This is a genomic window from Lysinibacillus sp. UGB7 (assembly GCF_049058285.1).
Taxonomy (GTDB): domain Bacteria; phylum Bacillota; class Bacilli; order Bacillales_A; family Planococcaceae; genus Lysinibacillus; species Lysinibacillus sphaericus_B.
On sequence record NZ_JBMGUV010000017.1, the window covers coordinates 53,659 to 69,353 of the forward strand.

The 15,695-nt window shown below is 32.5% G+C and carries 16 protein-coding genes; 12 read left to right on the forward strand and 4 right to left on the reverse strand.

What is annotated here, in order from left to right:
* Position 1: 1 nt before the first annotated feature.
* Genes ACOMCU_RS16055 through ACOMCU_RS16080 form a run of 6 tightly spaced genes read left to right on the forward strand, consistent with a single transcriptional unit; the run spans position 2 to position 5,200 of the window.
* Positions 2–2,062: a hypothetical protein gene (locus ACOMCU_RS16055; RefSeq protein ID WP_421050685.1), complete on the forward strand. Its 2,061-nt coding sequence runs from the start codon at positions 2–4 to the stop codon at positions 2,060–2,062.
* Positions 2,063–2,122: 60 nt separating this feature from the next.
* Positions 2,123–2,596 (forward strand): ABC transporter permease, encoded by a 474-nt coding sequence (locus ACOMCU_RS16060; RefSeq protein WP_421050686.1) that lies wholly within the window; start codon positions 2,123–2,125, stop codon positions 2,594–2,596.
* 58 nt (positions 2,597–2,654) lie between these two features.
* Positions 2,655–3,035 (forward strand): hypothetical protein, encoded by a 381-nt coding sequence (locus tag ACOMCU_RS16065; protein WP_421050687.1) that lies wholly within the window; start codon positions 2,655–2,657, stop codon positions 3,033–3,035.
* Between the two features lie 19 nt (positions 3,036–3,054).
* The gene (locus tag ACOMCU_RS16070) at positions 3,055–3,615 is read left to right on the forward strand and encodes a hypothetical protein (RefSeq protein ID WP_421050688.1); all 561 of its coding nucleotides are present in this window, start codon (positions 3,055–3,057) and stop codon (positions 3,613–3,615) included.
* On the forward strand, positions 3,612–4,598 hold the full coding sequence (locus ACOMCU_RS16075; protein WP_421050689.1) for a hypothetical protein: 987 nt from the start codon (positions 3,612–3,614) through the stop codon (positions 4,596–4,598). Before ACOMCU_RS16070 ends, ACOMCU_RS16075 begins: the two co-directional genes overlap by 4 nt.
* A 14-nt stretch (positions 4,599–4,612) precedes the next feature.
* Positions 4,613–5,200: a hypothetical protein gene (locus tag ACOMCU_RS16080; protein WP_421050690.1), complete on the forward strand. Its 588-nt coding sequence runs from the start codon at positions 4,613–4,615 to the stop codon at positions 5,198–5,200.
* Between the two features lie 72 nt (positions 5,201–5,272).
* On the opposite strand, the gene ACOMCU_RS16085 is transcribed toward ACOMCU_RS16080, so the two are convergent.
* Positions 5,273–7,051 (reverse strand): DUF4365 domain-containing protein, encoded by a 1,779-nt coding sequence (locus ACOMCU_RS16085; protein WP_421050691.1) that lies wholly within the window; start codon positions 7,049–7,051, stop codon positions 5,273–5,275.
* 440 nt (positions 7,052–7,491) lie between these two features.
* Here ACOMCU_RS16085 and ACOMCU_RS16090 point away from each other — a divergent pair, with 440 nt between their 5' ends.
* The 3 genes from ACOMCU_RS16090 to ACOMCU_RS16100 all read left to right on the forward strand — a co-directional run bounded on the left by ACOMCU_RS16090 (position 7,492) and on the right by ACOMCU_RS16100 (position 10,309).
* Positions 7,492–8,532 carry a hypothetical protein gene (locus ACOMCU_RS16090; protein WP_421050692.1) on the forward strand — a complete coding sequence of 347 codons (1,041 nt, stop codon included), beginning with the start codon at positions 7,492–7,494 and terminating at the stop codon, positions 8,530–8,532.
* A gap of 254 nt (positions 8,533–8,786) precedes the next feature.
* On the forward strand, positions 8,787–9,185 hold the full coding sequence (gene tnpA / locus ACOMCU_RS16095) for an IS200/IS605 family transposase (protein ID WP_421050693.1): 399 nt from the start codon (positions 8,787–8,789) through the stop codon (positions 9,183–9,185).
* An 11-nt stretch (positions 9,186–9,196) separates the two neighbouring features.
* Positions 9,197–10,309 (forward strand): RNA-guided endonuclease TnpB family protein, encoded by a 1,113-nt coding sequence (locus ACOMCU_RS16100; RefSeq protein WP_421050694.1) that lies wholly within the window; start codon positions 9,197–9,199, stop codon positions 10,307–10,309.
* Positions 10,310–10,447: 138 nt separating this feature from the next.
* Here the strand turns inward: ACOMCU_RS16100 and ACOMCU_RS16105 are convergent, their stop codons facing one another.
* Both ACOMCU_RS16105 and ACOMCU_RS16110 read right to left on the reverse strand, forming a co-directional pair.
* On the reverse strand, positions 10,448–11,431 hold the full coding sequence (locus tag ACOMCU_RS16105; RefSeq protein WP_421050695.1) for a nucleotidyl transferase AbiEii/AbiGii toxin family protein: 984 nt from the start codon (positions 11,429–11,431) through the stop codon (positions 10,448–10,450).
* On the reverse strand, positions 11,412–12,050 hold the full coding sequence (locus ACOMCU_RS16110; protein ID WP_421050696.1) for a DUF6088 family protein: 639 nt from the start codon (positions 12,048–12,050) through the stop codon (positions 11,412–11,414). The genes ACOMCU_RS16105 and ACOMCU_RS16110 overlap by 20 nt, the downstream gene beginning before the upstream one ends.
* A 480-nt stretch (positions 12,051–12,530) precedes the next feature.
* Here ACOMCU_RS16110 and ACOMCU_RS16115 point away from each other — a divergent pair, with 480 nt between their 5' ends.
* Both ACOMCU_RS16115 and ACOMCU_RS16120 read left to right on the forward strand, forming a co-directional pair.
* Positions 12,531–13,034 carry a hypothetical protein gene (locus ACOMCU_RS16115; RefSeq protein WP_421050698.1) on the forward strand — a complete coding sequence of 168 codons (504 nt, stop codon included), beginning with the start codon at positions 12,531–12,533 and terminating at the stop codon, positions 13,032–13,034.
* Positions 13,035–13,406: 372 nt separating this feature from the next.
* Complete coding sequence (locus ACOMCU_RS16120; RefSeq protein WP_421050700.1) at positions 13,407–13,799, forward strand: hypothetical protein; 393 nt, start codon at positions 13,407–13,409, stop codon at positions 13,797–13,799.
* Positions 13,800–13,906: 107 nt separating this feature from the next.
* Here the strand turns inward: ACOMCU_RS16120 and ACOMCU_RS16125 are convergent, their stop codons facing one another.
* Positions 13,907–14,545, reverse strand: a complete 639-nt coding sequence (locus tag ACOMCU_RS16125) for a hypothetical protein (RefSeq protein ID WP_421050701.1) — start codon at positions 14,543–14,545, stop codon at positions 13,907–13,909.
* 661 nt (positions 14,546–15,206) lie between these two features.
* On the opposite strand from ACOMCU_RS16125, the gene ACOMCU_RS16130 reads away from it, so the two are divergent.
* Positions 15,207–15,647 (forward strand): DUF3797 domain-containing protein, encoded by a 441-nt coding sequence (locus ACOMCU_RS16130; protein WP_421050702.1) that lies wholly within the window; start codon positions 15,207–15,209, stop codon positions 15,645–15,647.
* Positions 15,648–15,695: the final 48 nt, after the last annotated feature.

A 15,695-nucleotide genomic window follows, 5' to 3' on the forward strand; every position in this document is an offset into this window, starting at 1 on the left:
GATGAATATGCTTGCTCAATATATCGTAGTGGTAGCTCTAATCATCACTATTCTGTATGTAGTCAATCAATACTATAAGTATTTACGAGCAAAGCGTAAAAGACAAGAAACGATTGGTGCAGGGAAAGGGATACCGTTCCCTACAATACTAAATAAATATACTCAAAAAGGTTACAACGTTATATTGAGAATTCCGATTTTACGGACAGTTCTTATAAAAATACGTAAAAAACTAGAAACACTATCTGTTTATGATGAATATACTCTTCGTCGAGAAGTAATGAAAATCATATTCTCCATTATTGCTTTATTTAGTGTCGGATGTCTTGTATTACTGATTGTCCGACCATCTTGGTTAATAGTGTTTTGGATTTTACTAGGAATCTTAATGTTATCTGGTGTATTAATAGACTTTTTCGTATATCGAGTTGAGAATCGATTACTTATTCAACTAAAAAACTATATTGTTCGAGTTACATTTAATTTTCAACAAACAAAAATGGTTGATGATGCTGTTTTCGATTCAATACAATATGCTGGCCCTGAAATGAAAGTTCATGCGGAACGAATTAATAAAATTCTAACTGCATTAGATTCAGAAAAAGAATTGGCAGCATATGAAGAGGTTGCACCATCTCGTTATTTACGCGTATTTGCTGGCCTTGCAGTTTTAGTGAAAGATCGAGGGGACAATGTTGATGAGAAAGAAGGAAGCTCATTTGTTCGTGGTTTGACCTCGATTAATAAAGAGTTAAACGATGAAGTATTATATCGTTCCAAATTGTCTTATGCGCTACGTAGTTTAAGTACTTTAGCGTTGATTCCAATTTTCTTAGCGCTCCCTACAAAGTACTGGTCAATTTCAAAATTCCCAACTACTGAATCATTTTATGATTCACGTATTGGATTCCTTTCTGAAATTGCTGTATATGCAATTAGTGTTGCTTGTTACTTAATTGTTAGAAAAATGAGAGAAATTAATGACAATACATCTGAATTTAAACCAACAAGGATCAAGTGGGAAGAATGGCTATTTAAGAAAATTCCTTTATTAGAAAAATTTTGCGAAGCCTTGTCCCCACAGAGGTTTACGAAGAAGTATCACGAACGTCAACAATTGATTAAAGATGCCAATGAAAATCTAGAAATCAGAGAATTAACACTACAACAAATTCTGTCGTGCCTAGCAGTATTCATTATTTTAGTTACATCTTTCACTTTTGCTCATATTCGTGAATCAAATAGTGTGTTAAATCAAGTGGTATCACAATCAATATTTACTTCGCAGTTGTCTGAAAAAGAATTGCAAACTGAGATTCAAAAAAATGAATTTGATAAGAGCGTTATTGGAGATTTAAAGGAAATGAAGAAATTACCTACAGAAGAAGAGCTTAGAGACATGATCTCGGATCAACTAAATCTAGATCCAAATGATTTAGAGGTGACTAATGCTTACAAGCGTATTGCTGGCAAATGGGTAACTGTTTCAAATTCATTCCTTCAATGGTGGGAAGTTTTAATTTCTATAGTAATAGCATTTGTTAGTTACTTCATCCCGGTCCTAATTCTAATTTCAAAACGCAAAGCGCGTTTGAAATTAATGGAGAGGGAAGTATATCAACTTCTTGTTTTAATTTCCATTCTTAGAGATTTCGAAGGAATGAGTGTATCAATCATTCTAAATTGGTTACAACGATTCTCAATCGCATTCAAAAAGCCTATTACTGTTGCGATAGAAGAATTTGATAGTGGACAAGAGATGGCCTTAGTAAAACTTTCAGAGAATAACTCATTTGAACCATTCCAACAGATAGTTGAACGTTTAAAGCTAACGATTGTTCGGTTATCTATCAAGGAAGCATTCAATGATATTGACATGGAACGCGAATTTTACTTAGAACAACGTCGAGAAGATCAAAAACGATCACTTGAAAAGAAAGGTCAAATAGGGGATTTCTTAGGGATGGGGCCATTAGTATGTTTAACCTTCATTTACTTAATATTCCCAATTATTTACATCGGGGTTAAAGAATCCAAAAATATGATAAATATGTTAAATTAGCTAACCGTGGCATTCTGCCACTAGCATATATATAAAAACAATGAAAAGAGGTATTAATGCATGTCAGAAACAACAGCAACCGCACTCAAATTCGCAGCAGGTATTATACTAGCAATCGTTTTAGTTAGTATCGCCATTATGGTATTTACACCTGCAGCCGACTCAGCAAAATCAGTAACAACAGATTTCACGGCCAATACAACAGAACTACAGGACCAAAAATACTTAGTTTATGACAATACAGTCGTAAGTGGTTCTCAAGTGCTAACAGCATTACGCCGCTTCGAATCTACAGCTAAAGACGAAACTATTGCTCTTTTTGTACAAACTGGTAAAAACTCAACTGGTCAATGGTATTATTCTAAATTCGAGGCAGACAAAGTAAATAAGGGTGGTGCAGCAGCAGACATTTCTACAACAACTAATGTCACTAATGCTGAATATATTAACCCATCAGGTATGTTTGCAGCTTCGGTTCAACGCGATTCAAATGGTGTTATCCGTGCAATTAAATTTTTACAAGAAAAACAATAATCCATTTTAGATGGAAAGGAGGAAGGGGGCTTATCCGCTTCGTCGGATGGTCCCCGCCTTGTTTATGAATAGTTCTGTATTTTCAGCGTTAAATATTGGATTTTCAGCGTTAATATTTGCAATGGCTTTGGCTTATGCATTGAGTCCTATAACTGACATCCAAAAAGAGTTTGAAATCTCTCCTGGAACAGTAGATACCGTATATTCTGTGCAAACAAAAATACCTGAAGAAGTGTTATTTGGTGGTACAGAAGTTATAAGTTCAATATATAAGCTAAATCTTGATGGGGTTACTGTGAAAGTGGATGGGATTACATTTAGTACTCCTAAAGATGTAAAAGACAAGCTCTTTTATATTTCAATCTATGCTAACTACTCTCAATCCATTAAATACGATACAAGTGGAATAGTTGCTTATATATCTTATGATTCAAAATAATGCGGAAAGGTTGATATAAATGCCAAATGCAGTCTCAAAGCTCTTCGCCGTTATACTTTCTGCCCTTGTTATGTTCTACTTTGTAACGTATCAGAACTATAAGAAACAAGAAGATCTGGCGTACATAAACACATATAACACGGTAACGGAATTTGTTGATAACGTACGCTTGAAAGGATTTATTACGCCTTCAATGTATGAGGATTTTGCTACTTCGTTGCATACAGGGAATGAGGTTCTATTTACTATTGATATTGAACACCAGAAGAAGCAATATACGCCTGTTTATAAGGACCCTTCTAATCCTAATAGCTTTACAGGTGAGTATGAGGTTCAATATACCGGTGTTTACTGGGAGCAAATCAAAAAGACCTTATTTGAATCAAATGTCCCTTATGATAAACGAATTTATAAATTAGAAAACGGAGATTTTTTCAATGTTTATGTTGAAAACAAAACCAAGTTTAAATCAACTATGCTTTTTGATTTCTTAACCGGTGGCCCGGGTAGCGATGGTCCTGAAATTGCTTTCCCTTATGGGGGCATGGTACAAAACCAAGATTGGAATGATATTAATTGAAATTACCACATTACATAATTTTATTTATTATCATCTTCTCTGTCCCACTGTTATTTACGGAATACAAGTATCAATACGCAAAAGAAACCATGCACTTAAATCATAAACATGAAGTTGGCATGACAACAGCAACTCATGATGCTGTCAATATTTTGAGAACAAATGTTAAAACCGAATTAGAGAATGGATATGACTCTTATAAAATCAATCCTGTTAATCCTCAACCAGCCTTTGAGACTTTTATGAAATCTTTATCATTGCAGTATGGAGTTGAATTGGATTATTCGATGAATCGTTTAGCGCGCTATGTACCAGTCTTTGCAATTGTTGATTATGATGGTCTGTTACTCAATGTATATCGAGAATACAAGGATGAGCGCGGTGACAAAGTATTGGATCGTGTATGGCTACCAAAAATTCCATTCTCTTATTTAGATAAGGAAGGAAACATTATTAACTTCACTATCGATGAAGAAGTGGAAGTGTACGATGTAGAATTAGGTGAATGGTTTGAAGGAAAACGACAAGAACTAGTTGATGATCCAGATGTAACAATTTCATTTCTAGAAGATAAAGATACCTTTCATAATGTTAGAAGATCCACAATTGTAAATACACTACAGGAACATCTAGCCTACTATATTAACGAACATAACGTATATACAAAACACTTAGATGTTACTTATAAATTTATGCTGCCTTATATCCCAAAAGAAGATTGGTATAACACAGTAGATGATATTTCAATCTTAGCATTTTTCCAGGGGTACCCTTCAATTTTGGGAAATGTATTTTATCAACAATATGCTTTTGTAGGAACAAGACTTCAGTATAATGACCGTATCCTTGCAGGGATAGTTAATGGTTATAAAAAGTTTTGGTATGAATCATGTGGTTTCCCTTATAAAGCACAAGAAATATATTCTTCTAAAAAGGATGCAGCTGCTAAAGGTTATAGCGAATTATCTTGTCTCAACAATTAGAGGAGGTATTTTAGATGGGAATTTTACAACATTCGAAAGAACAACTAAGAGCTCCAATTGGAAGAATAGTATTCCACTTACAAACATCGTTGTATCGGAAAAAAGAAGGGGGTTATGAAAAAGTTCGTGACTACCTAAAAATTGGGGAAACAAGAAACATTATTGATGTAGCAGATGACTATATTGAGATTCAAGATGGCTACTTCATTAAAAATATCAAAGAGCCTCAATATACAATGACATTTGGTGAAATTATAGTTACCGGTGAAAATGTAAAGACATGTTCAAAAAATGGGATTTTTATTAGAAAATTAAAGCTTGGTCTAAAACTCAAAATAGATACCCTGATATTTATTTCTAATGACGTAACTGTTTATGGTATCAACAATAAAGAGTTCATTAGTAGTGACGAGAACGTTCAGTATGTGCTGGGAACATTTGAATTTAATTCAGATGCCAATATGACGATTAATGGACAAACGATTAAATATAGGAAGGGAGATAGTCTACAGTACCAAAAAGTTGAGGGGACCAGCATTTTACTATTAGATGGTGAATGGTTAGATGTATCTTCAATTAAGGGGACGTTATTTGGGTGTTAAGTAAATAGATAGTATAGTATGCCCGTAAATGCATTAATAGCATCTACGGGCATATTTCATAGGTATACAATTTTAACTTTTTTGCTTTTTATATAAATTATAAATAGGGTATATCTTGTATTTTTCTTTAGATTCATGAGGGAAACCCTCGAAAAATGTTGTTGCCTCTATAGTACTACTGAGCAAAACACTAGTGCAAAACAGTACTTCCTCATTTTGTGTTTTTTGTTTCATGGTAATCAATTCGCGAGATTCACTTCCTGATAGTCCGCCATTTTTTCTAAAATTAATCTGTAATTGATTTATTCGAATAATTTCTTCCTCAAATTCAGATAATCCGCTCTTATGAAGAGAATAAATATATTCAGCGAGGTCTAAAAAATCATTACGATTTGTTTCATCAAAGGCACCGATACAATTTAAACAAAATGAATTTATATAATTGAAAGTTTCTTTTTCCATGATAGGTTTTATTCTGTCAAAGCTTCTTTTTATTGTAGGGAAATCAATATTTGCTATTTGCACTAAATCCTCTGTTTTCATACTAACATAAGGAGAGGTTGGGCATTTTTTGATCAATTTATTATTCTTATCCCTCACCTCTAGAAGAGGATTTTTTGAAAGAATCTCCTCTGAAAAAGCATTCATATATTGAGGAGATGGTCTTAATTGCAAAAACAGTAATAACTTTAACCCACCTAAATCGTAACCACTAAATAATTCATTTCCTAAAGAATCTCTATTAATTTTTGATAAATCCTTATTAACAATTAAATCTACTAAAATTTTAATATTATTGTGTAAGTTGCCTGTTTCATTAATGAATTCAGTTTTCAAATCCATCTTCATAATTGTAAAAGCTTCCTTCAAGTTTAAAAAGTCTTGGTGTAGTTCTTTTATTTTAGGCAGTATAGTTTCATCATAAACATTTCCACCAACAAAAGTAGTTCCCGTATCCTTAAATTTAATTTCCTTACCGGATAAAAAAGCTATAAGGATAGGTAAAACCCTAAGTTGTTTTTCTATAGATATAAATTTTTTTATATTGAATTTAAAATATTTCAAACTCTCTATTTTTATTTCCAAAGATTTTTCGATAGTAACCGTGACTGTCTCCTTGTCCTTATTAATTTTGAACTCAACAGCAGCTTCTATAGTTTCAAAACCATCAATAATTAGAGTATCCATACCTTCTATAATTTCTTCTTCTAACCTTCCGATCCCAATTGGTACATATAAATCACCTACAACACCGTAAAAAGTGAAATCATGCTCCGTAATATTATCTGTTTCAGGATTAAAAGTAACGCTCGTCATTTTAAATGATGTAAAGCTTTCTTTGGTGAAAGGGTTGTTATCTATTAAGTTTTTGGATTGTCTATTTGCTTCGGTTAAGAATCGTGTACATACTTTATAAATTGTTGTTTCATTCAATTCTCGTAAAATGATTACCCGCTTTTTTTGTTGTCCATAAGCTTTTAAAATCATCTTTATTTCATAGGGTAGCAAATGTTTATAAAATACTTTAGGGTTACCGGATCTATCTATTTCTACAACGAATAAAACAGCACCGTTAGTTTTATAGTAATTACTTAAATGAGCTATTTCTAAGGAGAATTTTCTTGTCCTACCAGAGAATTTTTTTACTTCAGTGCCTTTTACTTGTACTGGAACTTTTCCTAAGAATGCATCCTTAGTTTCCGATGTATCTTTCATTACCTCTATATCACCGTCAAATGATATACCTTTATCACCAACTGGTATATTTGAATTAAGAGGGTAGAGTAATGCTGCTGTTGTAACCGCATTTACCGCAATTTTTTCAAGTTGACTATTCGAGAAACTGGCCATATATAATTTCCACCCATCCATCTTATGCTATAGCTAACAAGAGCCTGTATGCTAATTTTACTATTTTATAGCTGATTTTGCTTCAATATGGACGTTTAATTTTTAGTTTTTGTTCTACAATGAATGAGGTTCACCACTTCTAGAATAGAACCTGGCTGTGGAATTTTTGATGAGTCTAAAAGTTATTTGTGCATGGGATTAAGTGGATATTTAAAATGAAGTAATATAACTACATAAAGAATATGGATGCGTGAATTAACGTATCCTTTTTTATTTTTGAAAGCATCTTAATATGATAGATTGAGTTATCCAGGTTGACTAAATGTTTTGTTCTGACAACTGCTTCAGGATATGATTCCTATATATCTATGAGAAGTAACAAACTATTATATATGGTAAAATTAAGGGAGCTATAATTACGGATTAGGGGCGTGGTTTTGTTGTTAGAATCTCTTTCACAAGAAGAAAGAATTTATTTGTTATCACTAGTTACAGAAGAACAGCGTGATTTTTTACAAAATAAATTAAAGCGAGGTAGGGAAACAATCTTCGGAAACTTCATGTTATCTGAAAAGGTTAGTGCTATCAAATCTACTGATGAAATTGACTTATTAGAGGAAGAGCAAGATGTAGTGGATTGGAAAATTATCAAATATCATGATTATGGTTTCAGAAATCGAGAAGGTAAGTGCGCATGTGGTCGAACTTTGAGGTATGAATTCACTGTACAACATTCAAAGACTTTAAAAACCATTACATATGGTAAGGATCATCTTGCTGATTTTTTAAGCCTAGAGGTAAAAGATATAAATGAAGTTGTGAATGGATTAAGGGTAATTGATAATGAACTAGATGAAATGTTAAGAAAAATTAATAATAAAGACTATGGATATGAAATTCTAGATGAACTATCTGATACGATCCATATACCATTGGACATACAGGAGCATGTAGAATTTAATGTTCCATTATTAAATCGTCAGTTTAATCGTCTGTTAAAAATAATTGATGAACTTGAAAGAGAAGAGGTATTCAACAGACGAAAGGAACTGTTAAATGAAGAACGTCCGAAATCTTATCATAAGGTAAGCTTACTAATTGATGAGCGTTTTAAACAAGAAAAAAATGTTCAACATGTTAGAGAACAAAAGTTGTTAGAAATTCTTAAGGAACGACTGCCAATAAATGCATCATTAGGGGAGTTAGCATATTGTCTTATACAGAATGGGGTTAATAGTTCGACTGAAATTAGTTGTTTAATAAGAAATAATTACGATGTCGATAAACGTATATCTAGTGGGATAATGCACAGACCTTATATATATATGGATATTGTTCTAGCATGTAAGGAATATGCTAAAAAAGGATTAATCATTTTTGATGAAGAATCTTCAGGTATACATGATTGCATTTACTATATGGATTATCAGGATAATCAATGCTGCGATAAACAAGATGAAATCCAAACTTCCCTTTTCTAGCACTAATTTTTTTCATTTCATTTAGATAAGAACCTGCTTCAAGATAGCTTCTTGATATTTATTGGCATCCTGAAGCGGGCTTATTTTTAACGAATTTCCCGAAAGAATTCTCCTTCCTCAAGCGTATGCAGAGCGATAGCCCAACGGTAGGTGGGAGATGAATTTCGGTTTGGCGTAGCCAAAAAGCACTTAATTGTGCTTTTTATTTCGCCTATGATATAACAGTCTTATAATGTATAAAGGTTGGTATATCAGTGAAATTAGATAGTAACAATCATTCAGTGTTCTTGCTGTATTATCATCTTGTATTGGTTGTAAAGTATAGAAGAAATGCATTTGATGATGATATGTCAGACTATGCAAAAGACATGTTTGTGCGATTATCAGAGAATTACAATATAACATTGGTAGAGTGGAATCATGATGTTGACCATGTACATATCTTGTTCAAGGCACATCCTAATACAGAAATGACAAAATTCATTAATGCCTTCAAGAGTGCAAGTTCTCGACTGATAAAGAAAGACTTCCCACAAGTAAAAAATAAACTTTGGAAAGAGATGTTTTGGTCAAGAAGTTTTTGCTTATTAACTACTGGTGGCTCTCCAATAGACGTAGTAAAGAAATATATTGAAAATCAAGGTGAAAAGTGAGGTGAAATGATATGACAAAGCTCAATAAAGCATATAAATTTCGTTTGTATCCAACAGAAGAACAAGCATATCTGATGCATAAAACCTTTGGTTGTGTACGCTTTGTGTATAACAAAATGTTGGCTGAACGTAAAGAAGTGTATGAGAAATATAAAGGTGATAAGGAACAACTAAAGATACAAAAGCTTCCAACTCCAGCAAAGTACAAAGCAGAGTTTGAATGGCTAAAAGAAGTTGATTCATTAGCTTTGGCAAATGCTCAATTAAACTTGCAAACTGCCTATAAGAATTTCTTTAGTGGTCACAATGATTTCCCAACATTCAAAAGTAAAAAAGACAGAAAGTCTTATACAACGAATGTAGTAAACAGAAATATTATATTGCTTAATGGTCATATCAAATTACCAAAACTGAAAATGGTACGTATCAAACAACATAGAAAAATACCACAAGACCATAGGATCAAGTCATGTACGATCTCCATGACGGCTTCCGGTAAATACTATGTGTCCATCTTAACTGAATACGAAAAAGAAATTGTACAAAAAGAAGTAGAAACAGTTGTTGGATTAGACTTTGCAATGGATGGATTATACGTTAGTTCTGAGGATGAGAAAGCCAATTATCCTAGGTTCTATCGTAAAATGTTAGACCGATTAGCGAAGGAGCAACGAATATTGTCAAGACGTACTAAGGGCTCAGAACGTTGGAACAAACAACGTATTCGTGTAGCTAAATTGCATGAAAAAGTAGCGAATCAACGTAAGAACTTCCTTCATCATAAGTCTAAAGAGTTAGTTACCAATTTCGATGTGGTAGCTATTGAAGACCTAAACATGAAAGGGATGTCACAAGCACTAAACTTTGGAAAAAGTGTCGCTGACAATAGTTGGGGTATGTTCACTTCTTATTTAGCTTATAAATTACGAGAGCAAGGAAAACAACTTGTTAAAATAGATAAATGGTTTCCTTCTACAAAGGCATGCAGCAGTTGTGGTAGTGTGAAAGATATATCATTGTCTGAAAGAGTATATTCTTGTAAATGCGGTGTAAATCTCGATAGAGATTACAATTCAGCTATCAATATCAAAAATGAAGCAATACGTCTATTAGCGTTAGCATAAATGACAGTAAAAGAACCTTTGGAACAAGGGAGTTAGCTCGGCTGTTTTCAGACTAATTCGTTAGCTATCAAAAGTAACGACTAACCGAGAAGCCCCCACTTCAAGTAAGCTCTTAAGAGCTACTAAGTGGTGGGTAGTTCACTTTACAGATTCTGAGACAAGCGCGGTTTGTTCAGGTATTTCATTTGGTATCCATCCTTTAGCAATAATCTCTTTTAATGAATTTATTGCTTCTTCATAATTAACAAATTCTGATAAGAACTCTTTTGTATTGGTGTAATAATCTCCTTTATATACTTCTTTATCTATTATTTCTTGAAGTATAGTTACGGGTTTATAACCAGTTTGACAAGAATATGTATTTTTACCGTCTCTTCTGGTTTCTATAACTTGATTTACTAATGTGGGTAATATATCTAGTTTTAAAAAATCGCTTTGATAAATCATATGTATATCGTATAAATGTCGCGATTTTCCTTTATAATCTCCAGCTTCGTGATAGTCACAAATAGCAAAAAGCTTGTCCAAAAATGTACGGTCAATTGACTGTATTCTTATGTTAAAAGGTTGCAATTCGTACTTTTCAATTAAATCGTAGCGTTCTAATTTCTCTAAGAATTTTGTTATGTAATTACTAACGAATTTTTCTTCGCAAGGATATGGTCTAAAACTTAACATTGTCTCGATTAAGATGTGCTGAAGCATATGCATACCATCACTACTAAAGCTTCTTTCATAACCTACCTTATATTTATTGAAGTGGCGTCCAGAAACAACTTTTTCATCTTCATTGTTTAAAAAAGAAAACTTTAAACTTTCTACTGTTTTCATAATAGCATCTATTAGCGGTCTTTGATTTGCTTTTAAAGCCCCTCTACTTAGTTTTTCTTGATCAAAGTATATTGTTAAGTCAATATCTTCAGAGAATCGATTAATAACGTCATAGCATTTAGAAAGAGAGGTTCCACCCTTAAATATGATTTCAGGTGCAACCTCAATTAAATTCTTTAGAAATAAAGAAACATAGTAGTCTTTCTCAATTTGAAAAGATTGAAATCCGAAATGATCAGCTGCGAGTGGTATAAATTCTTCGAATGCTATTTTATCTTTGTGTAAATTCACTATAAAGCCCCGTTTCCATTATTCTTAGCACAGTTTCTTTAGAAAACTTTTTAATATATTCATTAAACTCATTTGAAGGTATCATGACATCACTTAAGTACTCTTTAATTGCATAACTAGCACCATCTAAGGAAGTTTCACTTATGCGATTATAATCTTCTAATAAATTTAATACCTGAAGGATCTTATAGTTCTTTTTTGTTATCTGTACTTTTGAGCATTTTAATATAACATGTTTTTTTCCTATTTCTTGGTGTTGTGTCCTCTTAACCCTGTTGGTAACAATTGTATTTATACTTGCAGTTTGTGACGTTAAACCAAGCTGATTTGCAAAGTTAATTCCAGATGTGAAACCTATTACATCACAGTCAATTGGTTTGATATATTTTCTTAATACAACTTTTTCAAGATTTACGTATGGAGTTCCTAAAATGCTATTCTTTTTTGGTACATAATAAATTCCATTTTCAACCCTTAGTAATTCTCCCTTTTCCGTTAATCGTCTCAAACTTTGTCGTATTGCTGAATCCGTCATATCTAACTGTTCTCTAAGATCATTTGAAAACACAGGTTCGTCATAGCCGTATTCATTAATAATGTATTCATAAACCTTATTCACATTTAACACCTCCTAATTCTAAGTATAGCACTTAATATTCTCTAAAGTAACGAAAATGCACCAGTAATGTTCGAAACGTGACATATTATTAGGTTGATTGTATGCGTGGCGGTGTGCGAGCGCTGGTCATTCAACGAGCTGCTTTTTGGCTACGCCAAACCGAAATTCATCTCCCACCTTCCGTTGGGCTATCGCTCTACACACGCATGAGGAAAGAGAATTCTTTCGGGAATTTCGTTAAATTTTTTCAATTTATCTAGATAAGAAATAAGAACCCGCTTCAAGATGCCTTTTTGATATTTATTGGCATCCTGAAGCGGAAATATTTATACTTTAATATGGTAATATTAAGGTGCTATATTTCGTTTAGAAGGAATAATTTTATTGTTAAATATTTCTTTCATAAGAAAAAACACGACTTCGCTGTATAAAAATCTTCTTAAGAGATGTAACATATCAATATACACAGGGGGGATTTGATTGGGTGTTAAACAATTCTATTTAAATACAAAATTAAAAGAGGCTGCTGAGGTAGGAAATTTATCAAAGATTTTTGAAATTATTTCGCAGGATGAGAAACTAGCTGAAAATTTTCTAAAAGAGTTTGTAGATTCTAATCATTTCCATGAAGTGATTAAAGAAGCGATGGTAGGATGGAATAAGATTTTAGATCAGAACCAACTAGTTAATACCGAAACGTTGAAAATGTTGCATGATACAAGAGATGGGCTTCTAAATTATTTAAATAGTAATGTGAAAGATCTTAGTAAAGAGGAAAGAGAACATGTCTTAAGTTTGGTAATGGAATTGGCGAAGATGATGTGGGAAATTAATAAAGAAAATAAAGGTTTCTTACTTAAAATGGCAGGAGCAGTTGGAACAGGTATTGCTTTAGTTGGCCTTGCTACTGCTGCAGTCCTTTTACAAAGAGGGGATGTTATAGAAATAGCAGATGTGGAAGAAGAAACTAATCAAAATAATTAACTTGTACAAGATCCTTGCCACTTGGAATGAGACTATTTTTAACTTGGTTATAGAAAACGGAGGCAACAAATAATGAATATCTTTCCAAGCTTAGTTCAACAATAGAGGATATCAATCGTACCGTAACAAATATATATAGAAGCATTGAAGAGATTGTAAAGTGAAAAAAGTTATTATAGAGGTACATATAGATAATGGAGAAAAAAGATTTCTTATAGGGATCAAAGTTATTCAAAAACATGAAGATGATATGTCCAAGACTTTTTGACTCTTTGATACCTTTTTTGGAAAAGCAGAGATAAAATGTTATATTAACTATAGTCTTTTAAATTTTGTATAACATTGTTTTTATAAAGGAGGAGGAAAATTAAAGTGAAAACGTTAGCAACCATTAAAACTACTAATAAAGAAGATACTTTAAAGTACGCATTTGCTTTTATGCAAACTGAATCTCTAAAGATAAAAGAATGTACTTTTATGAATCCTAACCCTCAAGAATTCGATAGCAAATATATATTGCCTAGAGATTCGTATTCTGTTACATATAACGATGGGGTTCCATCGTGGGAAATTTTCAAAAAGAACCCTGTACATCTTTCATCACCTGGATTCATGTGTGTAGCATCCTTAGATCCGAAAGATACACAGCGAGTAAATTTATCAGCATTAAACGGCGTGATTTTATTTAACTGTTACGGAAATTACGAAAACGAGGCTAAAAAAGCTTTTAAGAACATTACTTCGATTTATGAAACTTTAACATAATAATTAATGCTACTTACTTTTAAAACAACCTCAATATCTCTAACATGTTTGTTTTAAAAGTAAGTCCAACCACTTATATACTTCCCATCCATTAAATTAAATCATTATTATTCAGTTTCCATCTGCATTTTTTTAATAAAACCTAACTTCGATAACTTTTCCAATGCTGAATTAAGTGTTTTTATGGTAAGTTCATCAAGATTAGTGTCTAATTTTGCAAAGATTAACCCGCGTAAAGTCTGAATCTCATTCCAATCTAATTCTGAATCTATTTCGGGTGTATGTAACGTTGAAATGTTTTCTTGTATGGTTTCTAAGTGTTCAACTACTTCTTGAAGGTCATCATAACGTGTTTTAAGTTCTTCGTTTATTTCCTCAAAACGTTCTATTGCAGAATCATAAGGGTCTCTCTTAAAGTAATCATCATTTCTATATGTCAATTCATCCACTTCAAACAGCAAAATATACTCGTTATTTTCTATTAAAAACTTCGTTAAAATAGCTTCTTTTAGAAAATACTTCTCATAATCACTAAATAGACACATACGTTTTCCAATGTATCTGTTTAATCGGTTTTGTAGAATATCCTTATAATTTCCATCCTTCGACTTCCCTTTTAACCTCACGTATTTCTTGCTAGTCTCTTCAACTGTAGAAAGGTAAGCTGGCATAAAGCTTGCTATTCCATGCTGAGATAGTTTGGGTAGATGTGGATCGTTATCTCCTTCTAATAAAAACATTGTCATAATCTTTTCCTCCTTCTTTTCCTATGTGTCGTTCTTTTGTTTATTATAGAATACATATGATGTGAGGCATACAATATAGTATTCGTTATTTTATTCATTAGAAAGAACAGGGATATTACCCTATTTTTTTCATTTCATCTTATCTATTCGGTCGTACAATGAAACTAGACGAATAAGATCTTATCTTACATACGCTTCAATTTGTTGTTTCTTCTCATAGCCTAATCATCTAGTGTTATCTTCATATCAATGTTTGTTTTCACCGAGCAATGATTTCTGTAATTTCAACTACAGAAATCATTGCTATTGGTGATAGAGACGACGACGAAGTGTATCGAGACGCCTATGAACGTATCCAAAAACGTAAAACGGTATAGTGTTTTTCTAATGTCTATTGTATAGTATAAAAAATTTTGTTAAGATAAATCGTAGATAAATTAATAAGTCGGGAAGAACCCGCTTCAAGAATGACCATTTTGTCATGACATATGTCATGGCTATTTAATGGCATTTGAAGCGGGTTCTTTTCTTTTTATTAAAATTGTTTTTGAAATGAGTGGTGTTTAACGTAAACAACAGATAAACCGATTGGACTGTATTATTATTCAGCAGAAAAATGATTAATTAGCAAGGATAATAGATGAAAGAGGGTGTTTATTAGATGGAGTTTAATCAATTAATTGAATTGCAAGAAAAGTATGCGACATGTCCAAAATGTAAAAGTAATCGTATTGCAGATGGGAAGATGTCAGCATTAGAAAATCGTTTTCAACGAGCATGTAAATGTGGGTATTCAATTGAGATTTTAGTTACTGACAAAGGAAATTTAGAGATTGGGGAGATTAAAGAACCCATAAATCTCGAAATGTTATCCATTTTAGAAAGTCAAAATAAGACAACTCTTAATGAAAAAAAACCAATACAAGAAACAGAAGAAACTAGTGATATGATTGAAAATCTACAGGATTTTCAAAATACACTTAAAAACTCTGATAACCTCACTTTCTTTGGTGAAAAACTGTCTAGTGAAGATCTATGCGCCATTAATGAATCAATAGAGCAGGCAGTGCGTCTCAAACAGGAGAAACAGCTTGAGCCCTAAAGACCTTCGGAAATTTGATACATCCTCTATAAATGGTAAAATTAGATT